18 protein-coding genes are annotated in these 20,523 nt (G+C 67.5%); 5 read left to right on the top strand and 13 right to left on the bottom strand.

Annotated elements, in window-relative coordinates; genetic code table 11:
• Nucleotides 1–468 precede the first annotated feature (468 nt).
• Entirely contained in the window at nt 469–1,647 is a 1,179-nt protein-coding gene (locus ACSYAO_RS21020; RefSeq protein WP_049461682.1) for a glutathionylspermidine synthase family protein, read from the bottom strand.
• A gap of 7 nt (nt 1,648–1,654) precedes the next feature.
• Entirely contained in the window at nt 1,655–2,227 is a 573-nt protein-coding gene (locus ACSYAO_RS21025; protein ID WP_014038869.1) for a DUF1190 domain-containing protein, read from the bottom strand.
• A 312-nt stretch (nt 2,228–2,539) separates the two neighbouring features.
• On the opposite strand from ACSYAO_RS21025, the gene ilvD reads away from it, so the two are divergent.
• On the top strand, nt 2,540–4,378 hold the full coding sequence (gene ilvD, locus ACSYAO_RS21030; RefSeq protein ID WP_149908936.1) for a dihydroxy-acid dehydratase: 1,839 nt from the start codon (nt 2,540–2,542) through the stop codon (nt 4,376–4,378).
• 138 nt (nt 4,379–4,516) lie between these two features.
• A complete protein-coding gene (locus ACSYAO_RS21035; protein ID WP_049461717.1) occupies nt 4,517–5,134 on the top strand; it encodes a hypothetical protein in 618 nt (205 codons plus the stop codon).
• A gap of 151 nt (nt 5,135–5,285) precedes the next feature.
• On the opposite strand, the gene dinG is transcribed toward ACSYAO_RS21035, so the two are convergent.
• From dinG to aroE, 3 genes are all read right to left on the bottom strand, one after another.
• Nucleotides 5,286–7,388, bottom strand: coding sequence for an ATP-dependent DNA helicase DinG (gene dinG, locus ACSYAO_RS21040; protein ID WP_049461681.1), 2,103 nt, complete (start codon nt 7,386–7,388; stop codon nt 5,286–5,288).
• A gap of 167 nt (nt 7,389–7,555) precedes the next feature.
• On the bottom strand, nt 7,556–7,909 hold the full coding sequence (locus tag ACSYAO_RS21045; RefSeq protein WP_005411542.1) for a hypothetical protein: 354 nt from the start codon (nt 7,907–7,909) through the stop codon (nt 7,556–7,558).
• A gap of 3 nt (nt 7,910–7,912) precedes the next feature.
• Nucleotides 7,913–8,758: a shikimate dehydrogenase gene (gene aroE / locus ACSYAO_RS21050; RefSeq protein WP_049461680.1), complete on the bottom strand. Its 846-nt coding sequence runs from the start codon at nt 8,756–8,758 to the stop codon at nt 7,913–7,915.
• Nucleotides 8,759–8,806: 48 nt separating this feature from the next.
• On the opposite strand from aroE, the gene ACSYAO_RS21055 reads away from it, so the two are divergent.
• On the top strand, nt 8,807–9,679 hold the full coding sequence (locus ACSYAO_RS21055; protein ID WP_049461679.1) for a PD40 domain-containing protein: 873 nt from the start codon (nt 8,807–8,809) through the stop codon (nt 9,677–9,679).
• Between the two features lie 160 nt (nt 9,680–9,839).
• Here the strand turns inward: ACSYAO_RS21055 and ACSYAO_RS21060 are convergent, their stop codons facing one another.
• From ACSYAO_RS21060 to ACSYAO_RS21075, 4 genes are all read right to left on the bottom strand, one after another.
• The gene (locus tag ACSYAO_RS21060) at nt 9,840–10,109 is read right to left on the bottom strand and encodes a hypothetical protein (protein ID WP_049461678.1); all 270 of its coding nucleotides are present in this window, start codon (nt 10,107–10,109) and stop codon (nt 9,840–9,842) included.
• A 32-nt stretch (nt 10,110–10,141) separates the two neighbouring features.
• On the bottom strand, nt 10,142–11,131 hold the full coding sequence (gene hemB, locus ACSYAO_RS21065) for a porphobilinogen synthase (RefSeq protein ID WP_049461677.1): 990 nt from the start codon (nt 11,129–11,131) through the stop codon (nt 10,142–10,144).
• A 19-nt stretch (nt 11,132–11,150) separates the two neighbouring features.
• Entirely contained in the window at nt 11,151–12,068 is a 918-nt protein-coding gene (locus ACSYAO_RS21070; RefSeq protein ID WP_010482217.1) for a bestrophin family protein, read from the bottom strand.
• Nucleotides 12,069–12,190: 122 nt separating this feature from the next.
• On the bottom strand, nt 12,191–12,439 hold the full coding sequence (locus ACSYAO_RS21075; protein WP_006475755.1) for a hypothetical protein: 249 nt from the start codon (nt 12,437–12,439) through the stop codon (nt 12,191–12,193).
• Between the two features lie 184 nt (nt 12,440–12,623).
• Between ACSYAO_RS21075 and ACSYAO_RS21080 the strand changes: the two genes are divergently transcribed.
• Nucleotides 12,624–13,088, top strand: coding sequence for a hypothetical protein (locus tag ACSYAO_RS21080; protein WP_014038879.1), 465 nt, complete (start codon nt 12,624–12,626; stop codon nt 13,086–13,088).
• Nucleotides 13,089–13,984: 896 nt separating this feature from the next.
• Here ACSYAO_RS21080 and ACSYAO_RS21085 read toward each other — a convergent pair.
• The 4 genes from ACSYAO_RS21085 to ACSYAO_RS21100 all read right to left on the bottom strand — a co-directional run bounded on the left by ACSYAO_RS21085 (nt 13,985) and on the right by ACSYAO_RS21100 (nt 19,591).
• Nucleotides 13,985–15,784 (bottom strand): DUF885 domain-containing protein, encoded by a 1,800-nt coding sequence (locus tag ACSYAO_RS21085; protein WP_049462824.1) that lies wholly within the window; start codon nt 15,782–15,784, stop codon nt 13,985–13,987.
• Between the two features lie 206 nt (nt 15,785–15,990).
• On the bottom strand, nt 15,991–16,506 hold the full coding sequence (locus tag ACSYAO_RS21090) for a cytochrome c oxidase assembly factor Coa1 family protein (RefSeq protein WP_049462825.1): 516 nt from the start codon (nt 16,504–16,506) through the stop codon (nt 15,991–15,993).
• 25 nt (nt 16,507–16,531) lie between these two features.
• Nucleotides 16,532–18,757, bottom strand: coding sequence for a S9 family peptidase (locus ACSYAO_RS21095; protein WP_049462826.1), 2,226 nt, complete (start codon nt 18,755–18,757; stop codon nt 16,532–16,534).
• Nucleotides 18,758–18,901: 144 nt separating this feature from the next.
• Nucleotides 18,902–19,591 (bottom strand): glutathione binding-like protein, encoded by a 690-nt coding sequence (locus ACSYAO_RS21100; RefSeq protein ID WP_049462827.1) that lies wholly within the window; start codon nt 19,589–19,591, stop codon nt 18,902–18,904.
• A gap of 110 nt (nt 19,592–19,701) precedes the next feature.
• Between ACSYAO_RS21100 and ACSYAO_RS21105 the strand changes: the two genes are divergently transcribed.
• Nucleotides 19,702–20,331 (top strand): TIGR00645 family protein, encoded by a 630-nt coding sequence (locus ACSYAO_RS21105; RefSeq protein WP_032129129.1) that lies wholly within the window; start codon nt 19,702–19,704, stop codon nt 20,329–20,331.
• The last annotated feature ends 192 nt before the right edge of the window (nt 20,332–20,523 follow it).

A 20,523-nucleotide genomic window follows, 5' to 3' on the forward strand; every position in this document is an offset into this window, starting at 1 on the left:
GCCAACCTTGGTTGGCACGGAATCAACAGCGCCAACCAAGGTCGGCCTCTACCAACGGCGGTTGCCGGCCAGCGGTCGGCACTACCCCTGCAACAGCCGACGCATCGCTCTGGTAGGTGCCAACCTTGGTTGGCACAAACCCACAGCGCCGACCAGGGTCGGCATCTACCAACGGCGGTTGCCGGCCAGCGGCCGGCACTACCCCTGCAACAACCGACGCATCGCTCTGGTGGGTGCCAACCTTGGTTGGCACGAACCCACAGCGCCAACCAGGGTCGGCATCTACCAACGGCGGTTGCTGGCCAGCGGGCGGCACTACCCCTGCAACAACCGACGCACCGCTCTGGTAGGTGCCAACCTTGGTTGGCACGGAATCAACGGCGCCGACCAAGGTCGGCCACTACCCACAGCGGTTGTTCTACGACCGGCGTCGGTTGCCCACGCCGGCCCGGGGGCGCCGCACCGTCATCAGACGTAGATCCGCGTCGGCGCCTCATCAACGATCGCGTGCGGCACGAAGCGCGCGCTGTCGCGGGTGATCGCACTGTCGTCCTCGCGGATGCCGATGCCGCAGGCGTGGTCACCGACCACCCAGCTTCCGATCAGCGGGTAGCCGCCTTCGAAGCGGGTCAGCGGATGCGCACGCTGGATGATCGCCGGGCCGTCGTAGGGACCGTCGCTGCGTTGGGTGCTGCCATCGGCCAGGTGCATCTCGATGTTCGCGCCTTCGCGCGAGAACAGCGGCTTGCGCACCCAGCCCGACGCCAGCGTGCTGCCGTCATCGAAATGCGCTTCCAGCAGGTTCGGATGGCCCACGTTGCGCTGCCACAGCAGCGGCAGGATGCCCTTGTTGCTCAGCACCGCCTTCCACGCCGGCTCCAGCAGCTGCACGCCCGAGCCGGGCAGCGCGCGACCAAACTCTTCCGCCATCAGGTCTTCCAGCGGGTACAGCTTGAACAGCGTGCCGATCACCGAATCATCCAGCGCGGTGAAGCGGCCATCCTCGGACAGCCCGATATCCTCGACGGCGATGGCCTGGCCATGCAGGCCGGCCTGCGAGGCGCAGTCGCGCAGGTAATCGACCGTGCCACGGTCTTCTTCGGAACTGCCCACCGCGCTGAAGTACAGCGGCGGCGGCAGCTGCGTGGCCAGTTCGCCGAAGCGCTCGACCAGCGCCTCATGGATGGCGTTGAACTGGTCGGCATGCTGCGGCAGGCGCCCGGCATTGCGCTGGTCCTCCAGCCACTGCCACTGGAAGAAGCTGGCCTCGAACAGCGAGGTCGGCGTGTCGTAGTTCAACTCGTACAGCTTGGCCGGGCCGGTACCGTCGTAGGCCAGGTCCAGGCGACCGTACAGATGCGGCTGGCGCTGGCGCCAGCTGTCGGCGATCCAGTCGCGGTAATGCGACGGAATCGCCAGCTGGTCCATCAGGCGTTCGCTGCCGATGACATCGCCGACCAGGTCCAGCGCCATCTGGTGCAGCTCGGCGCTGGGGTCTTCGATGTCCTGCTCGATCTGGCGCAGGGTGAAAGCGTAATACGCGCTTTCATCCCAGTACGGCTGGCCGTCGATGGTGTGGAAGCGGAAACCCGCCTCTTCCGCGCGTGCCCGCCACTGGGCACGCTCGGCAATCCGGATACGCTGCATGGGTCGATCAGCCGCCGTAGCTGCCGCTGGTGCTGCGGCGTGCGCTGGTGTTGCCGAAGCCACCACGGCTGGCGGTGACCGCACGGTTCGGTTCGCTGGTGACCGGCGCCAGGCCCGCCTTGCCGGCGCCGATGCCGCTGGCGGTGTTCAGGCCGCCGCTGCCGCCCGGTGCCGGACGCGCCCAACCAGCGCTCTTGTCCTGGTAGGCCGGCGACGCCGCCGGCGCCTGCGGAGCCAGGCCGCCGCGGTTACTCAGCATCTGCGACATGAAGAAGCCCATCATCATCGGGCCGATGAACGAGGTACCGGCCGAGGTGTGCTGCTGCACGCACTGTTCCGGCTTGTAGTCCTTCTCGCAGGCTTCCTTGCTGGCGTACTTCGGCGCAGCATCGGCGGCCTGCTTCTGCGCTTCGGCGAAGGCATTGCGGCACGACGACGGATCGCCGGTGGCCTCGGTGCAGGCCTCCACCGAGGTGTACAGGCCTTCCTGCACCTTCACCTCCGGCTCCTTCTGGCAGGCGGTGAACAGCAGCGGCGCAGCGCTCATCAGCAGCAGCGCGGTGGTGCGGGAACGTTTCATGGCCTCATGCCCTGTCGACGGATCAATGCCCCAATGATGCCAAATCCGGACCAGCAACCGGAATCGGCAAAGTCCGAAAGATGAACGGACTTTCATTTTCGTCGGGCATTGGGGTCAGAGCCCATCGCGCCGCGATGGGATCCGACCCCGGGCGGCGCACCGCTCTGGCAGGTGCCAACCTTGGCTGGCACACACGGCACGGCGCCGACCAAGGTCGGCATCTACCGAAAACGGGTGGTTGCAGCAGCAACCGAAAAAATTGGCCATGATCGGGCGACCCCCACGTTGTACGGCCCGCCCGTTCCGCCAGCCATGCCTGAATACCGCTCCCGCACCTCCACCGCCGGCCGCAACATGGCCGGCGCCCGCGCCCTGTGGCGTGCCACCGGCATGAAGGACGGCGACTTCCACAAGCCGATCATCGCCATCGCCAACTCCTTCACCCAGTTCGTGCCCGGCCACGTGCACCTGAAGGACCTCGGCCAGCTGGTCGCGCGCGAGATCGAACAGGTCGGCGGCGTCGCCAAGGAATTCAACACCATCGCCGTGGACGACGGCATCGCGATGGGCCACGACGGCATGCTGTATTCGCTGCCCAGCCGCGAGATCATCGCCGACGCCGTGGAGTACATGGTCAACGCGCACTGCGCCGACGCGCTGGTGTGCATCAGCAACTGCGACAAGATCACCCCCGGCATGCTGATGGCCGCGCTGCGCCTCAACATCCCGGTGGTGTTCGTCTCCGGCGGGCCGATGGAAGCGGGCAAGACCAAGCTGTCCGAGCACAAGCTGGACCTGGTCGATGCGATGGTGGTGGCCGCCGATGACAGCGCCTCCGACGAGAAGGTCGCCGCGTTCGAGCGCAGCGCCTGCCCCACCTGCGGCTCCTGCTCGGGCATGTTCACCGCCAACTCGATGAACTGCCTGACCGAAGCGCTGGGCCTGTCGCTGCCGGGCAATGGCACCACGCTGGCCACCCATGCCGACCGCGAGGCGCTGTTCCGCCGCGCCGGCCGCCTGATCGTCGAACTCTGCCACCGCTGGTATGGCGGCGAAGACCCGAGCGCGCTGCCGCGCGGCATCGCCACCCAGGCCGCGTTCGCCAACGCGATGACCCTGGACATCGCCATGGGCGGTTCCACCAACACCATCCTGCATCTGCTGGCTGCCGCGCAGGAAGCGGAGGTCGACTTCGACCTGACCCACATCGACGCGCTGTCGCGGCGCGTACCGCAGCTGTGCAAGGTGGCGCCGAACACGCCGAAGTACCACATCGAGGACGTGCACCGCGCCGGCGGCGTGTTCGGCATCCTCGGTGAACTGGACCGCGCCGGCCTGCTCGAAACCACGGTGCCGACCGTGCACAGCGCCAGCCTGGCCGAAGCACTGGAACGCTGGGACGTGGTGCGCAGTGACAACGACACCCTGCATACCTTCTTCAAGGCCGGCCCGGCCGGCATCCCCACCCTGGAGGCCTTCAGCCAGGCCACGCGCTGGCCGACGCTGGACGTGGACCGCGCCGAGGGCTGCATCCGCTCGCTGCAGCACGCGTATTCGCTGGAAGGCGGGCTGGCCGTGCTGCGCGGCAACCTGGCCATCGATGGCTGCGTGGTGAAGACCGCCGGCGTGGACGAGTCGATCCATGTGTTCGAAGGCCCCGCGCGCGTCTACGAAAGCCAGGACGCCGCCGTTGCCGGCATCCTCGCCGACGAGGTGCAGCCGGGCGAGGTGGTGGTGATCCGCTACGAAGGCCCGAAGGGCGGCCCCGGCATGCAGGAGATGCTGTACCCGACCAGCTATCTGAAATCGAAGGGGCTGGGCAAGCAATGTGCGCTGCTCACCGATGGCCGCTTTTCCGGCGGAACCTCGGGCCTGTCGATCGGCCACGTGTCGCCGGAAGCCGCCAGCGGCGGTGTCATCGGCCTGGTGGAAAACGGCGACCGCATCCGCATCGACATCCCGGCCCGCCGCATCGACCTGCTGCTGGACGAGGCCACGCTGGCCCAGCGCCACGCCGACGCCGATGCCCGCGGCTGGAAGCCGCGCGCACCGCGCCCGCGCAAGGTCACCAGTGCACTGAAGGCTTACGCGCTGCTGGCCACCAGCGCTGACAAGGGTGCCGTACGCAACACCGCGCTGCTCGGCGATTGACCCCCGCGCGGTAGTGCCGGCCGCTGGCCGGCATCTGCACTGCGACGCCCCACATCAATGAGGTTGCCGGCCAGCGGCCGGCGCTACCCCTCCTGATCCGTTATGGTGGTCCAGGAAGTCACCAACACGGAGGTTGAGATGATGTTGCTTTCCTTAGCGCTGGCCGCTGCCATGGGCACGTCAGCCGAACCGCCCAAAGCCCCGGACTGCAGCTACGACCGTGCCGCGATGCTGGCGATGGAACCTGGCCGATTCGATCAGGATCTGGCAGGTGGCTGGCGCCCGCTGGCCGACCGTGGCTGTACCCGCGAAGCGGCCGACCTGCTGTCCGCCTACGGCGCTCTGCCCAAGGCAGAAGGCAACGTCATCATCACCTGGCACGAGGGCCAGCTGCGCGCGGAGCTGGGGCAGACCGCGCAGGCGATCACGCTGATGGAACGCAGCCACAAACCCGTGAACGCGGGCGACCCGGGTTACTGGAATGCCTACGTGGACGGCATGGTCGCGTTCCTGCGCCAGGACCGCAGCGCCCTGGAGAAGGCTCGTGCGAGGCTGGTCGCGATACCGACGCCCACCGCGATGGCGGAGAACATCAAGGACGGTCGCTACCAGTTCACCACCGAAGGCGGGCAGCAGGTGCAGATGCCGTGGCCGCCCAACCTGGATGTGCTTGATGGGCTACTGCGCTGCTTCGGCAAACCCTACATGGAGGCCTATGGGCCAGGCTGCCGGACGCCTGAAACAGGCACCCGGTAACCACCAAGCGCCGCTGTCCGATCGTCAGCCCGTGCGGTAGTGCCGGCCCCTGGCCGGCATCTGTACAGTGCTCGCAAAAAAGGGGACGGAGGGAATTAAGTCGTTTTTGCCATAAACGACTTAATTCCCTCCGTCCCCTTTTTGCTACCGGTCAGCCGATCACGCGCTTGAACGGTGGCAGCGCGTCGATGATGCGCTTGCCGTAACGGCGGGTCAGCAGTCGCGAATCAAGAATGACCACGCGGCCGGTGTCGGTGGAGGTGCGGATCAGGCGGCCGGCGAACTGGGTCAGCGTGCGCAGCGCGTGCGGAATGGCGATCAGGTTGAAGGCATTGAGCCCACGTCCCTCGAACCATTCACTGAGCGTGGCGGTCTGCGGATCGGTCGGCACCGCGAACGGCACCTGGGTGATCACCACTGTGGTGCAGGCTTCGCCGGGCAGGTCGAGGCCTTCGCCGAACGAATTCAGCCCGAACAGCACCGAGCCTTCGCCTGCCGCCACGCGCCGCAGATGCTCGTCGATCAGCCGGGTCTTGGACATCTCGCCCTGCACCAGCACCTGCTTGCGGCGCGCGGCCGACATCAGCCCGGCCACCTTCTCCATCTTCCAGCGCGAGGTGAACAGCACCATCGAGCCCTTGGCCCAGTCCAGTTCGGTGTCCAGGTAGCGCGCCACTTCGCGCGGGTGGCCTTCGCGGTCGTCCGGGGTGACCGGGAACTTCGGCACGATCAGCTCGGCCTGGTTGGGCAGGTCGAACGGTGACGACAGCGAGACCATCTCGGCCTCTTCCGGAATGCCGTTGTCGATCGCCAGCGACTGGAAGTCGCCACCGCCGGTCAGCGTCGCCGAGGTCATCACCACCGAGTCCACTTCATCCCACAGCAGCTTGCGCAGCACGTGCGCGGCCGAAACCGGCGAGCCGTGCAGCACCAGGTCGCCGTCGCGGGTGGCGGTGACCCAGCGCGCCATCGGCGGCGCACCGTCCTTGTCTTCGCGACGCCAGGCCTGCCACAGGTTGTACTGCTGCTCGATCATTTCCAGCGCCATGCCCAGGTTGCGCTGCAGGCGCTCGCGCGCGGCATCGTCCGGCTTGCCCTTGGCCACCTGCGCGGTAGCGGCATGCGCCCAGTTGTAGAGACTGCGGGTATCGTCGGCCAGTGCTTCGATCGGCTCGCGCCAGGCCTCGGGCAGGCGTCCATTGGCGGCGCGCCACATCGGCTCTTCGTCCGCCGGCGCCGGCATCCACACGCGCTCGATATGATCGCGGAACGCGCGCAGCTGCTTGGCCACGTTGCTGGCCACCTCGATCGCTTCATTCGGCAGCAGGTTGCCGAGGCGATCCTTGTCGACCGCGCGGTAGGCGCCGGCGATCAGGATCTGCAGGCGACCGGTACGCTTGGCCATCTCGTCCAGCGCCAGGCTGGCCGCGCCCTGGTCGATCGCCACGTTGCCGATGTGATGGCCTTCGTCCAGCACCAGCAGCATGTCCGACGGCGGTGCGATCAACGGCTGGCCGTTGTCGCTGTCGCCGATCGACAGCGCCGACAGCAGCAGCGCGTGGTTGGTGACCACGATCTGCGCGTCACGCACGGTGTTGCGCGAACGCAGCACCGCGCACTGTGCCGAGTGCGCACAACGGCGCCCGGCGCAACCCGAAGCCGGCGTGGTGATGCGGCTGCGCAGGCCGGGGCTGATGGTCTCCGGTGCGTTGTCGATATCGCCATCCCAGCTGCCGCTGGTGAAGGCGTCGGTCAGGCGCTTGGCGATGTCCATTTCGATCGGCGCCAGCGGCCGGTCGAACAGCGGCGCGTCATCCTCGAACATGCCGCCCTGCGAGCCCTCGCCCTGCGCCTCGGCGGCATTGCGCGTGCACAGGTAGCGGGTACGGCCCTTGGCCAGCGCCACGGTCGCCTCCAGGCCGGTGGCTTTCAGGAAATTCGGGATATCGCGCTCGACCAGCTGCGACTGCAGCGCCACGGTGCCGGTGCTGATCACCAGCTTCTTCTTGCTGGCCAATGCGATCGGCACGCCTGCGGTGAGGTAGCCCAGGCTCTTGCCGACGCCGGTGGGCGCCTCGACCACGCCGACGCCACCACTTTTCGACAGCGCACGCGACACCACGCCGATCATCTGGCTCTGCGAGCGACGGGTGGAGAAGCCGGGGGTATTGGCCTGCAGCGTCGTGTACGCCTTGCGGATCGCGTCCTTCAAGGTGTCATCGAGGGTGCGCGGAGCGGCGACGGTTTCGGTCACGCCGGGAATTGCCGTAGCTGGATCAGGCCGGGCATTGTCGCATGGCCGGCCGCATTCACCGCCGCTGGGACCCTGAACGGGCCAGCGACGACGCCCGCTGGCGGTCCCGGTCCAATGACCGGACCATCCCAGGGGCAGATACGCCGGGCATGGCCCGGCGCGACCGGTCAGGCGGCCGGGAGCGTACGGGTACGCAGCAGGCGCACCAGCGCCCACACCACCAGCACCACACCGATGGCCTCGACCATCGCCAGCGCGAAATGCAGTACGCCGAGGATGGCACTCAAGCTCGACACGGCACTGAAATCACCGCTGCGGACCATCCACATCGGCAGGATGCCCGCCGCCATGCCGCCGAGGCTGGCCAGCAGCAACAGCAGCAGGCCGACCAGGGCACCGGTGCGGGTGGCATCGCGCGGTGCGCCGACCACCCAGACCAGGCCCACGCACAGCGCGATCAGCACCGGCAGGCGCACGCCCACCATGCTCAGCACCGTGACCAGCAGGGTTGTGCCGTCCATCGATCAGTCCTCGCCGGCCAGCACGGCCGAGCCCCGGCGCAGCGACTGGTAGACCTCGTCGGTCTGCGGGCGCACACCGTGCCACTGCAGGAAACTCTCAGCGGCCTGCTCGACCAGCATGCCCAGGCCATCGACCGTATTGCGGCACTCCGCGGCGCGCGCCCAGGCCAGGAAGGCGATCGCCGCTTCGCCGTAGTTGAGGTCGACGGCGGTGGTCATCGAGTTGACCAGCGACAGCGGCAGCTTGAACTCGACGTCACGGTCGCGGCCGGCCGAGGTGGCGTTGACGATCAGTTCGAAGTCACCCAGATCACGCAGGTCTTCCCAGTAGCGGCTGATCGCGCGACCCGGCTCACCCATCGCATCGATCAGTTCATCGGCGCGTTCCGGCGTGCGGTTGACCACCACCAGCTCGGTGATGCCGGCATCAAGCAGCGCCGGGGCGACGCTGCGCGCGGAGCCACCGGCACCGATCAGCAACATGCGGCGGCCACGCAGGTCCAGGCCATGGCGGTCGGTCAGGTCACGCACCAGGCCGATGCCGTCGGTGGTGTCGCCATGCCAGCGGTCGCCCTTGCGCAGCAGCGTGTTGACCGAACCGGCGCGGCGCGCGCGTGCGGTCAGGGTGGTGCACACCGAGAACGCGGCCTCCTTGTGCGGCGAGGTGACGTTGGCGCCGACACCGCCGTCGGCGGCGAAGGCCTCCAGGCCGGCCAGGAACGCCTCCGGGGCCAGGTCGATCGCGCGGTAATCCACCGCGATGCCTTCCTGGCGACCGAACGTCGCGTGGATCTGCGGCGACTTCGAGTGGGCAACGGGGTGTCCGAAGACGGCGTAACGGTCGGTCATGGAATCCTCAAGCTGGCTAGACTGATGCTCTTTCGTGCACGGACCCGGATGATGCGCATCACCCCGCCCCTGCTGGTGCTTGCCGCCAGTCTACTCTCTGCCCCCGTGGCGATGGCGTTGAACGAGTACGGCATCGAAGGCATGGGCATGGTCTCGACCCGCGCCGACGAGGGCCGCGCCACGATCAGTGCCGATGGCCGGCGCATCGTCTTCGCCCGCCGCCGCGAAGCCGGCTGGGGCCTGTGGGAGGCGCGCGTGGTCGATGGCCGCTGGCAGCAGGCGCAGGCCCTGGCGGTGGGCGTGGCCGGCGAGGCCCGCGATCCGTACTTCAGCCGCGACGGCCGCTGGCTGTTGTTCGCCGCCGGCCGCGAAGGCGCGCTGGCGCTGTACCGGGCCGCGGTGGAAGCCGATGGCCGGCTGGGCAAGGCGCACCCCATGGCCGGCGACGGTGGACGCCACGAAGAGCGCGGGCCGGCCCTGAGCGCGGACGGCACGCGGCTGCTGTTTGCCCGCCAACAGGGCCGTGGCGCCGGCTGGAACCTGTTCGTGGCGACGCTGGATGCGCAGGGCATGCGCGGCCCTGCCACCGCATTGACAGCGTTGAACAGCGCCGATGACGAGACCGACGGCGACTGGCTGGGCAACGATGGCGCGGTGGTGTTCAGCCGCGGCAACGGCACGACCGCACAGGTGTGGAGCAGCGGCTGCGCGTGGAGTGGCGCGGCCCTGCAACCGTTGGGACTGTCGTTCAACCAGACCGGCGGCTGGACCGGCGCGCCGGTGATCGACAACGCCAAGCCAGGCGAAATGATGGTGGCCAGCAGCGCGGCCAGGGCACCGCGTGCCGGTGGCGTGGACGTGTACCGGTTGGCGGTGCCGAAGGTGGCGGCGGTTGCGGGGTGCGTGCCGGGCGCACGGTGACGGCAAACGCCAACCAAGGTTGGCGACTACCAGGGCGATGGATGCGCCAGGTGCGTGCGGTAGATCCACACCGTGCGTGAATGGCCGTTTGGTAGATGCCAACCTTGGTTGGCATGCGGGAAAGTGCCAACCAAGGTTGGCGGCTACCAGAACGTGAGGGTCAGCGCGACAACACCTTGGCGCGCTGCTGCTCGTACTCCAACTCGCTCAGCTGGCCGTTGTCCTTGCGCTGGTTGAGCGCGGCCAGCTCGGCCTGCACGCTGTCCGGCAGGGCCTGCTCACGGGCCACGTGGCGGGCGGCGGAGAGCTGCTCCGGCGGGCGCTTGCCGGCCCGCCAGGCGGCGATGAAGACACCGACGATGATGGCGCCGAACACCAGCGTACCGATGCCCCAGATCAGCCATTGCATCCATCCCAGTTCGGGTCCCATCGCGCATTCCTCCGTCTATCGTGGCGCTATTGTCAGCGCTCGCGCAGCCATCGCGCCACCTGCGGCGCGAAATAGGTCAGGACGCCGTCGGCGCCGGCGCGCTTGAAGCCCAGCAGCGACTCCAGCACGCAGGCGCGCTCGTCCAGCCAGCCGTTGGCGAAGGCCGCCTTCATCATCGCGTACTCGCCGCTCACCTGGTAAGCGAAGGTCGGTACGCCGAACGTGTCCTTCACCCGGCGCACCAGGTCCAGGTAGGGCATGCCCGGCTTGACCATCACCATGTCGGCGCCCTCTTCCAGGTCCAGCGCGATCTCGCGCAGGGCCTCGTCGCCGTTGGCCGGGTCCATCTGGTAGGTCTTCTTGTCGGCCTTGCCGAGGCTGGCGGCGCTGCCCACCGCATCACGGAACGGACCGTAGAATGCCGAGGCGTACTTGGCCGAGTAAGCCATGATGCGCACGTTGACGTGGTTGTCGGCATCCAGCGCACGGCGGATCGCGCCGATGCGGCCGTCCATCATGTCCGACGGCGAAACGATGTCGACGCCGGCTTCGGCATGCGATACCGACTGCTTGACCAGCGCTTCGACAGTGATGTCGTTCAGCACATAGCCCTTGTCGTCGATGATGCCGTCCTGGCCGTGGGTGGTGTACGGGTCCAGCGCCACATCGGTCATCACCCCCAGTTCCGGGAAGCGCGACTTCAGCGCGCGGATCGCGCGTTGCGCCAGGCCGTCCTCGGCCCACGCCGCCGATGCATCCAGCGATTTCAGCGACGGGTCGATCACCGGGAACAGGTCGATCACCGGAATGCCCAGCTCCAGCGCCTCTTCGGCCACCTTCAGCAGTTCTTCGATCGACAGCCGCTCCACGCCCGGCATCGACGGCACTGCGGTGCGGCCGGCCAGTTCGTGCACGAACACCGGGTAGATCAGGTCGTCGGTGGTCAGCGTGTTCTCGCGCATCAGGCGGCGCGAGAACTCGTCGTGGCGCATGCGGCGCGGGCGGTAAAGCGGATGGGACATGGCAGGCTCCGAAGAGTGGCTATTGCAACAGGTAGCCCTGCGGCAGCAGGGGTTCGGGCAACGGGCGTTCGCCGAGCGCATCGAGCTGGTCGATCTCGATCGTGCGCACCAGCGCGTCCAGCGGCAGGTCATTCGGCTCCAGGCCGAACGGGTCTTCCATTTCTTCGCCCAGCTGGTCCAGGCCGAAGAAGGCATAGGCCAGCACCGCCGACAGCACCGGCGTGCCCCAGCCCAGCGAACTGGCCAGGCCGAACGGCAGCAGCACGCAGAACATCCACGCGCAGCGGTGCAGCAGCAGGGTGTAGGCGAACGGCAGCGGTGTGGTGAGAATGCGCTCGCAGCCGGCCTGGATCGACGACATCGCGTGCAGGCGTTCTTCCAGCTGGGTGTAGAGGATCGGGTCGAGGTCACCGGCACGCAGGGCCTGGGCCAGCTCGGCGGCGATCATCGACAACAGCGCGTCGGGCACGTTCTCGCGCTGGCCCAGCTGTTCGCGCTGGCGCTTGTCCAGCCACGGCAGGGCCATCAGCGCCACGATGCGCCCGCGCAGGCGACCGGCCAGTGCATGGGCGAAGGCGGTGGTGAGGTAGGCGATGCGGCGGCGGCGGCCGGTGTCATCGGCCAGCAGCAGGTTGACCTGGCGGGCCAGCGAGCGCGATTCGTAGACCAGCTGGCCCCACAGCTTGCGGCCTTCCCACCAGCGCTCGTAGCAGGCGCTGTTGCGGAAGCTGAGGAAGATCGACAGGACCAGGCCGAGCAGGGTGAACGGCGTGACGGAAACGCGTTCGATGCCGGTGGGCGGCGCCAGTTCCACCACCGCAGCCACGGCAATGGACAGGATCAGGATGGCCAGCACCTTGGGCGCGATCGCTTTGACGATCGAACCGCGCAGGATGTAAAGCAGTTGCCAGCCGTGGGGACGGGGTCGGATGATCATGGGGCAGCCGCGCCGGGCGCGGATTCACAGGCACGCGGGGGGCTCGCGCAGCCATTCATTGTACGCCCCTGCCCGGCCATGGGCCGTGCGCCTGCGACGCCCTGTCGCACCCGGGTGCGGGCTCAGATCACGCCGCCACCCAGGCCCAGGCGCAGGATGCCGACCACCACCACGATGCCGTTCAGGACCAGGCCGGCCCAGGCCCGGCCGCGCTTGCTCGGGTGGGTGAACAGGATGCCGAGCGCGGCGATGACCGCGCCCACCGCAGCGAACGGGATCAGGAACCAGTTGCCCCAGCCCAGCAGTGGAATCAGCGCCAGGATCATCCACAACAGCGCCAGTACGCCCCACAACAGACTGATCACACCCATGCCGCTCTCCCGCAGTTGGTTCCTGCCCCAACCATAGACGTTCCCGCTGCCGCCGCCTACTGCCATTGGCGGGGCTGTCACCCCCGCCGTGCTAGCGTGCTGCCGTGCGTGCCCTGGCCCGGGTGTTGGCGCCGATTCAGAGTGGCCCGCCGATGATCGCAACCAGTCCTACAGGGGTCGTGCCATGAACATCCGTTGGGCCGCGTTGGCGGCCATCCTGCTGGTCGCCGCTGGCTGTGCCAGTACCTCCAAGGTGATGCTGGGCCGCGCCCGCGCACCGATCGATCCGGCGCTGGTGCAGATCTATTCGACGCCACCGGCCGGTTCACAGGAAATCGCCCAGCTGGAATCGGCGTCCGCCGTCGGCTTCGGCACCCAGGGCCAGACCGATGCCGCCGTGGCACGCCTGAAGCGTGAGGCCGCCGCGCTCGGCGCCAATGGCGTGGTGTTGATGGGCGTGGGCAGCAGTGGCTCGCCGGTGGGCATGTCGGTCGGCGCCGGCACGTTCGGCTCGCACGTCGGTGGCGGCGTCGGCATCGGTATTCCGACCACGCAGAAGCGCGCCGCCGGCGTCGCGATCTGGGTGCCGAATCCGGCACCGCCCGCGCGGTTGCCGACACAGGTGATTACGCCGCAACCGCAGCGGTGACCCGAGAGGGTCACCGCCGGTAGTGCCGGCCGCTGGCCGGCAACCTCAGAAATCCTCTTCGCCCAAGGGAAATGCCGGCCAGCGGCCGGCACTACCCCTGCAACAACCGACGCATCGCTCTGGTAGGTGCCAACCTTGGTTGGCACGAAACCCGCGGCGCTGACCAAGGTCGGCATCTACCAACGGCAATTGCCGGCCAGCGGCCGGCACTACCCCTGCAACAACCGACGCATCGCTCTGGTAGGTGCCAACCTTGGTTGGCACGAAACCCACAGCGCCGACCAAGGTCGGCATCTACCAACGGCAATTGCCGGCCAGCGGCCGGCACTACCCCTGCAATAACCGACGTATCGCTCTGGTAGGTGCCAACCTTGGTTGGCACGAAACCCACAGCGCCGACCAAGGTCGGCATCTACCAACACCGGTTGCCGGCCAGTGGCCGGCACTACCCCTGCAACAACCAACGTATCGCTCTGGTAGGTGCCAACCTTGGTTGGCACAAACCCACAGCGCCGACCAAGGTCGGCATCTACCAACGGCGATTGCCGGCCAGCGGCCGGCACTACCCCTGTAACAACCGACGTATCGCTCTGGTAGGTGCCAACCTTGGTTGGCACGAAACCCGCCGCGCCGACCAAGGTCGGCATCTACCAACACCGGTTGCCGGCCAGCGGCCGGCGCTACCCCTGCAACAACCGACGTATCGCTCTGGTAGGTGCCAACCTTGGTTGGCACGAAACCCACAGCGCCGACCAAGGTCGGCATCTACCAACGGCAATTGCCGGCCAGCGGCCGGCACTACCCCTGCAATAACCGACGCATCGCTCTGGTAGGTGCCAACCTTGGTTGGCACGAAACCCGCAGCGCCGGCCAGTGGCCGGCACTACCGGTGATGCTCAGCGCTTGTACTTCGGCACGAACACCTTGTTCACCGCATCGGCCAGCTGGTCCGGCGGCAGCAGGCCCTGGTCGAGCAGGAAGTTGTTGAACGCCAGGCGGTCGAACTTCGCGCCCAGTGCCAGCTCGGTCTGCATGCGCAGTTCCAGGATGCGGGTGTAGCCGTAGAAGTAGCTGCCGGCCTGACCCGGCATGCGCACCATGTAGCGGTCCAGTTCCTGGGTGGCCATCGCCTTGGACAGGCCGACCTGCTCGATCAGCACACGCTCGCCGTTGGCGCGATCGGTCAGGCCGAGGTTGAGCATCGGGTCCAGCATCGCGCGCGCAGCCCGCAGCAGGCGGAACTGCAGGGCGATCATCTGCCCGTCCAGCGGCTCGTACGGCACCATCTCGGCCTCGGCATACAGCGCCCAGCCCTCCACGTTCACCGAATTGAACGCGAACATGGTGCGTGCCAGCGACACGCCGCGCTCGACCATGGCGGTGAACTGCAGCTCGTGACCCGGGCGGCCCTCATGCGCGCTCAGCGTCCACGCCGCCGCACCGAAGTTGAAGTCGTCGTACTGCGCACCCGGACCGGCGGCCGGATTGCCCAGCGGCAGCACGAAGGTGCCCTGCTGCCCGGTGTTGTTGACCAGCGGCGCCGGCAGGAAGTGCGGCGCCGGGCTGGCGGCGCTCTCGGCGGCCGAACCCAGTCGCATCTGCATGGCACGCTTGGGCACGTCGACGATGGCGTGCTCGCGGATCAGCGGATCGATCGCGTCGATCACCTTGCGGTAGTGGCCTTCCAGATGATCGTCGGCGATCTTGTCAGCCTTCAGCGCGCGGATCACCGCCACCGGGTCGCTCGGGTCGGCCACCTTCAGGCCCTTGTCCTTCGCCACCAGCGGCGCCAGCTGCTGCATCGCCGATCGGGTTTCCATGAACTCCAGCTGCGCGCGCTGCATCAACAGCTTCGGGTCGATGTCGATGCCGACCTGCTTGAGCTGGTACGCGTACAACGGTGCCGGCAGGCGTGCGTCGGTGCGAGCCTTCGGCAGCACGGTGGTGCGCGTCCAGCTGGCGTAGTCCTTCATCTGCCCGGCCAGCGCCTTCATTGCTTCATCGGCACCGGCGATCTGGTACTTCTTCAGCAGCGACTCGATGCCGGTGATGTAGGTCTCAACGTTGTCCAGCGACTGCTGCACTTCGATCTTCGTCGGCTGCAGCAGGCTGCTGTCCTTCAATCGCTCTTCATAGCGCTGGCGGGCCAGCGTGGTGAAGGCGGTGCCGCCCGGCTGCAGGCCGGCATAGGCCTTGAGGCGGTCGAGCGCCTTGGCCCGGCGCTCGGCCGGCACCTGGTCGGACAGCAGCAGGTTGAGGCCGCTGAACACGGTCTGCGGCGCATCGCTCCACGGCAGCAGGTACTTCTCGTTGAGCTCGCTGCCTTCGATGTTCTGGCTGGCGGCGTGGATCATGATCTCCAGGTCCTGGCGGACATTGGGATCCTGCTCGGTGGCCAGCTTCGCCTTCAGTTCGTCGCGGGCCTTGGCCATCGCGGCGCGGTAGCGCTTGCCGTTGTCCGGGCCGAGGTCGGCCACCTTGTCGTCGTAGCCGGGAACGCCGAAGAAGCCGGTTTCCTCCGGCTGGAACGGACCCTGTGCATCAAGCAGGATCTGCGCCAGTGCATTGCTGCGGGCGACCCAGGCAGGGCTGGCGGGAGTCGCGGCCTTGGCAGCCGGCGCGGCCAGGGCCGGCGGTGCGGACAGCAACGGGGCGGCAGTCAGGGCCAGGGCAACGGCCAGCGCGATCGGCTTCATGGGACACTCCAGCAAAGGGTTGCCCGCAACTTACGCGCTCACGGCGATGGCGACAATCGGCTGGAGGTCACGGCGCGGCTGATGGGTAGAGTCGACTGTCAGTCGACTATCGCGCGCAGCGCGGGGTTTTTCAGGCGTCTTGTGGAGAGCAGTCGACTAACAGTCGACTCTACATGGCCGCCCTTACCCGGCCGCGCGACCTGCGGTCACAGCGCGGCGGTCAGCGGGCATTCGCCACGATCACGGCAGGCCTGCAGCTCGCACTCCCCCGCAGCCTCGTCGTCATCCAGTGCAGTCAGGTCGAAGGTCTGCTTGTCTTCGGCCAGTACATACATCACCGGGTAATCCCAGACTTCATCGCGACGGCTGCCCTGCACGAACAGCCGGCCGTGCGCATGCGGTCCTTCCAGCGCAACGGTCAGGCCGACGTCGCGCTGGCCGTTCATCGCGGTCTGCATGCTGCCCAGCGGCATCGATTCGATATGCAGCGGCTCGCCAAAGGCTTCCACCAGTTCGATGCTGCAGCCCGCGCGGCGCAACGCTTCGCGCATCGGCGGGCTCTCGCGTGCCGCCTCGCTCCAGCGCAGCACGCTCCAGGTCACCACGCCACCGGCGCCGCCCAGTACCAGCACCACCGTCAACGGCATCGCCCAGCGCCAATGACGGCACCACCAACCGGCGGACGTCTGTCGATGGGCGGGAATCGGTGGTGGCAGGGTCATCGGCGGGCTCCTTCCCGGCTGTGGATCAGGGTTTCAGGCAGCGTCCCAGGAAGGCTTCGGCCACGCGGTAGCGATGCAGGGCATCGGCGCCGGACAGGCCATGCTTGGCACCCGGGTAGGTCATCAGCTCGAACGGCTGTGCACGCTTCTGCAACGCGCTCATCAGGCTGGTCGAATTGGTGAACAAGACGTTGTCGTCGGCCATGCCGTGGATCAGCAGCAGCGGCGAGCGCAGGCCGTCGATATGGGTCAGCACGCGCGCTTCGCGGTAACCCGCTTCGTTGCGCGCCGGCAGGTCCATGTAGCGTTCGGTGTAGTGGCTGTCGTACAGGCCCCAGTCGGTCACCGGCGCACCGGCCACGCCACAGGCGTACTGGTTCGAGGCCTTGGCCAGCAGCATCAGGGTCATGTAGCCACCGTTGGACCAGCCCTGCACGCCGATGCGCGCCGGGTCCACCCACGATTGCTGCTTCAGCCAGGTCACGCCGCGCAGCTGGTCGGTCACTTCCACCGTGCCCTGCTTGCCGTACAACGCGCCACCGAAGTCACGGCCACGGCGCGGGGTGCCGCGGTTGTCCAGCGAGAACACCACGTAGCCCTGCTGGGCCAGGTACTGGTTGAACAGGTGGTCGCCACGGCCGGGCCAGCTGTCGGTGACGGTCTGGCTGGCCGGGCCACCGTAGACGTACACCGCCACCGGGTAACGCTTGGACGGATCGAAGCCGGCCGGCTTGATCAGGCTGTAGTTGAGCGGGGTCTTGCCGTCGGCCGCGGTCAGCGTGCCGAACTCGATCGGGCGCTGCGCATCGCGATAACGCGCATACGGATGCTTCGGGTCCGCCAGATCGTTCTCGAGCAGGGTGGCGATCTTCTCACCATTGGCGCGGAACAGTTCGATCTGCGGCGGCGTGGTGCTGTTGGACCAGCTGTCGACATAGACGCTGGCGTTGCGGGCGAAGCTGGCGCTGTGCATGCCCGGTGCCTTGGACAGGCGCTGCGGCTCACCGCCCTGCAGCGACACCGCGTAGATCTGGCTTTCGCGCGAGGTCTCGATGCCGGCGCGGAAGTAGGCCTTGCCAGCCTTCTCATCGACCGCCAGCAGTTCGTCCACCGGCCAGTTGCCGTGGGTCAACGCGGTGGCCTTGCCCTTGCTGTCGATGCGGTACAGATGCTGGAAACCGGTGCGCTCGGACGACCACAGCACGCTGCCGTCATCGAGGAAACGCAGGCTGTTGTGCAACGGCACCCAGGTCGGGCTGGTCTCGTGGGCGAGCACGCGCTGGCGATTGGAATCGAGCGCCACTTCCACCAGGTCCAGCTGCTTCTGGTCGCGCGACTGGCGCTGGAAGCTCAGGCGCTGCGCATCGCGCCAATCGACACGAGCCAGATAGATGTCCTGTTCCTTGCCGAGGTCGACCCAGCGCGGCTGCGCATCGGCGGCCGGTGCGATCACGCCCAGCTGCACGCGCACGTTGGCGTCGCCGGCGGCCGGGTAACGCTGCTCGATCACGTCGGTGCGGTCGGCGTAGACCTCGTAGCGCTTCTGCACCGGCACCGGTGCTTCATCGATGCGCGCGAAGGCGATGGCCGAATCATCCGGCGCCCACCAGTAGCCGGTGTGGCGGTCCATTTCCTCGTCGGCGACGAACTCTGCCACGCCGTTGCCGATGGTGGTGCTGCCGTCGCGGGTGAGCTGCAGCTGCCTGCCGCTGGCCAGGTCGATCACCCACAGGTTGCGGCCGCGGATGAAGCTGACGAAACCGCCCTTGGGCGACAGCTTGGCGTCGGTGGCGAATCCTTCACCGTGGGTCAGCTGGCGCACTGCGGCCTGGCCCTGCTGCTTGAGGTCGTACAGGTACAGCTCACCGCCCAACGGGAACAGTAGGCGCTGCGCGTCCGGCGACCACTGGTAATCGACGATACCGGTCATCGCGGCGATGCGCTGGCGCTCGCGGCGGGCCTTTTCCTCATCACTGAGGGTCTCGGTGCCGGGCAGCACCACCTTCGAATCCACCAGCAGGCGGGTCTGGCCGCTGCCGATGTCATAGGTCCACAGGTCCAGCTGGTTGCGGTCGCTGTCCTTGCCGCGCAGGAAGCTGACCTGCGAACCATCGGGGGCGACCTTCGGCTTCATCAGGGTCGGGCCGGAAAGCGGCAGCGGGCCGGTGATGGCTTCCAGGGTCAGCTTTTCAGCGTGGGCGGCGGTACTGGTGGCGAGCATGAGGGCGAGCGAAGCGAACAGGTGGCGCATGGAGGATCCTGGCAAACGGCAGGTCCGCCACCGCGATGGACGCGGGGCGGTCAGCCTCCATCCTAACCAAGCCGGTGCGGGAAGGCAGCATGACCTTCTGCCCATGAGGCGTGCCGACCAACGGTCGGCACCCACCGTTCCGGGTCAACGCTGGCCGAACAGGTGCTTGCGCTCTTCGTCGCTGAGCGGCTTGCCGGCGTTGGGGTTCACCTGCTGGCGCAGGGCATAGGCGCGCTGGGTGGCCGGGCGTGCAGCAATCGCTTCGTACCAGCGCTTGAGGTTCGGGAACGCGGCGAAATCCACCGGCAGCTTGTCGTAGGCGCCGATCCACGGGTAGCTGGCCATGTCGGCGATGGTGTACTCGTCCCCGGCCAGGAAGGCGTGCTGGGCCAGGCGCTTGTCCATCACCCCGTGCAGGCGGCGCACTTCGTTGTCATAGCGCTCGATCGCATACGGGATCTTCTCCGGCGCATACACATTGAAGTGGCCCATCTGGCCGCTCATCGGACCCAGGCCGGCCATCTGCCAGAACAGCCACTCCAGGGTGGTGACGCGGCCGCGCGGGTCGCTGGGCAGGAACTGGCCGGTCTTCTCGGCCAGGTACAGCAGGATGGCGCCGGACTCGAACACGCTCTGCGGGGCGCCGCCATCGGCCGGGGCGTGGTCGACAATCGCAGGCATCTTGTTGTTGGGCGAGATCGCAAGGAATTCCGGCTTGAACTGGTCGCCCGAGCCGATGTTGACCGGATGGATGCGGTACTCCAGGCCGGCTTCTTCCAGCAGCAGGGTCACTTTGTGGCCGTTCGGGGTGGGCCAGTAATACAGGTCGATCATGGCGGCGGCTCGGGGTGCGGAAAGGAACCTGAAGTCTAGTGCGAGAGTTGGGTTGGCACCGTCACGACGGGCCGGTAACCTCGCGGCTCCCCCGAAACGCACTGTCCTGCATGAGCCACAGTCCTCGCCCCCTGTCCCCGTTGTCCTCGCTGATCTTCGCCTCGCGCTGGCTGCAGCTGCCGCTGTACCTGGGCCTGATCCTTGCCCAGTGCGTCTACGTGTTCCTGTTCGGCAAGGAACTGTGGCACCTGCTGTCCCACTCGGTCTCGATGGGCGAACAGCAGATCATGCTGATCGTGCTGGGCCTGATCGACGTGGTGATGATCTCCAACCTGCTGGTGATGGTGATCGTCGGTGGCTACGAGACCTTCGTCTCGCGCCTGCGCCTGGAAGGCCACCCGGACCAGCCGGAATGGCTGAGCCACGTCAACGCCAGCGTGCTGAAGGTGAAGCTGGCAATGGCGATCATCGGCATCTCCTCGATCCACCTGCTGAAGACCTTCATCGCCACCAGCGCGCTGAAGGGACTGCCGCTGTGCAAGCCGGAACAATGGGCAGCAGCAGTGTCGTCGGCTTCGACCAGCTTCTACAACGCTGGTGTCGATACCTGCACGACCATGACCCAGGAAGGCGTGCTGTGGCAGACCATCATCCACTGCGTGTTCATCCTGTCGGCGATCGGTATTGCCTGGACCGACAAGCTGATGTCCAACAGCCACAGCAAGTCGCACGACCACTGATGCGGCAACCGGCAGCGGTCCTTCGCCGCTGCCCCATCCCGGCCCCTGCCCCTTGTACGCGGCGGCGGCCGGGATGCTAGATTGCACCCTCGCCGTTGCCGGCGGTGGCGTCGGGAAACGTCATCGTTCCGCGCCCGGACCACAGGTCCCGGCCATGCGTATCAATGATTTACGTCACGTCGTCTTCTAGAG

It is taken from the genome of Stenotrophomonas sp. STK16_22 (genome assembly GCF_051984505.1).
GTDB classification, from domain to species: Bacteria; Pseudomonadota; Gammaproteobacteria; order Xanthomonadales; family Xanthomonadaceae; genus Stenotrophomonas; species Stenotrophomonas maltophilia_A.

Excerpts from the sequence above, each read along its gene's own strand:
- ACSYAO_RS21020 (WP_049461682.1), bottom strand. The coding sequence starts at position 1,647 with ATGCAGCGTATCCGGATTGCCGAGCGTGCCCAGTGGCGGGCACGCGCG.
- ACSYAO_RS21025 (WP_014038869.1), bottom strand. The coding sequence starts at position 2,227 with ATGAAACGTTCCCGCACCACCGCGCTGCTGCTGATGAGCGCTGCGCCG.
- ilvD (WP_149908936.1), top strand. The coding sequence starts at position 2,540 with ATGCCTGAATACCGCTCCCGCACCTCCACCGCCGGCCGCAACATGGCC.
- ACSYAO_RS21035 (WP_049461717.1), top strand. The coding sequence starts at position 4,517 with ATGATGTTGCTTTCCTTAGCGCTGGCCGCTGCCATGGGCACGTCAGCC.
- ACSYAO_RS21045 (WP_005411542.1), bottom strand. The coding sequence starts at position 7,909 with ATGGACGGCACAACCCTGCTGGTCACGGTGCTGAGCATGGTGGGCGTG.
- aroE (WP_049461680.1), bottom strand. The coding sequence starts at position 8,758 with ATGACCGACCGTTACGCCGTCTTCGGACACCCCGTTGCCCACTCGAAG.
- ACSYAO_RS21055 (WP_049461679.1), top strand. The coding sequence starts at position 8,807 with ATGATGCGCATCACCCCGCCCCTGCTGGTGCTTGCCGCCAGTCTACTC.
- ACSYAO_RS21060 (WP_049461678.1), bottom strand. The coding sequence starts at position 10,109 with ATGGGACCCGAACTGGGATGGATGCAATGGCTGATCTGGGGCATCGGT.
- hemB (WP_049461677.1), bottom strand. The coding sequence starts at position 11,131 with ATGTCCCATCCGCTTTACCGCCCGCGCCGCATGCGCCACGACGAGTTC.
- ACSYAO_RS21070 (WP_010482217.1), bottom strand. The coding sequence starts at position 12,068 with ATGATCATCCGACCCCGTCCCCACGGCTGGCAACTGCTTTACATCCTG.
- ACSYAO_RS21075 (WP_006475755.1), bottom strand. The coding sequence starts at position 12,439 with ATGGGTGTGATCAGTCTGTTGTGGGGCGTACTGGCGCTGTTGTGGATG.
- ACSYAO_RS21080 (WP_014038879.1), top strand. The coding sequence starts at position 12,624 with ATGAACATCCGTTGGGCCGCGTTGGCGGCCATCCTGCTGGTCGCCGCT.
- ACSYAO_RS21085 (WP_049462824.1), bottom strand. The coding sequence starts at position 15,784 with ATGAAGCCGATCGCGCTGGCCGTTGCCCTGGCCCTGACTGCCGCCCCG.
- ACSYAO_RS21090 (WP_049462825.1), bottom strand. The coding sequence starts at position 16,506 with ATGACCCTGCCACCACCGATTCCCGCCCATCGACAGACGTCCGCCGGT.
- ACSYAO_RS21095 (WP_049462826.1), bottom strand. The coding sequence starts at position 18,757 with ATGCGCCACCTGTTCGCTTCGCTCGCCCTCATGCTCGCCACCAGTACC.
- ACSYAO_RS21100 (WP_049462827.1), bottom strand. The coding sequence starts at position 19,591 with ATGATCGACCTGTATTACTGGCCCACCCCGAACGGCCACAAAGTGACC.
- ACSYAO_RS21105 (WP_032129129.1), top strand. The coding sequence starts at position 19,702 with ATGAGCCACAGTCCTCGCCCCCTGTCCCCGTTGTCCTCGCTGATCTTC.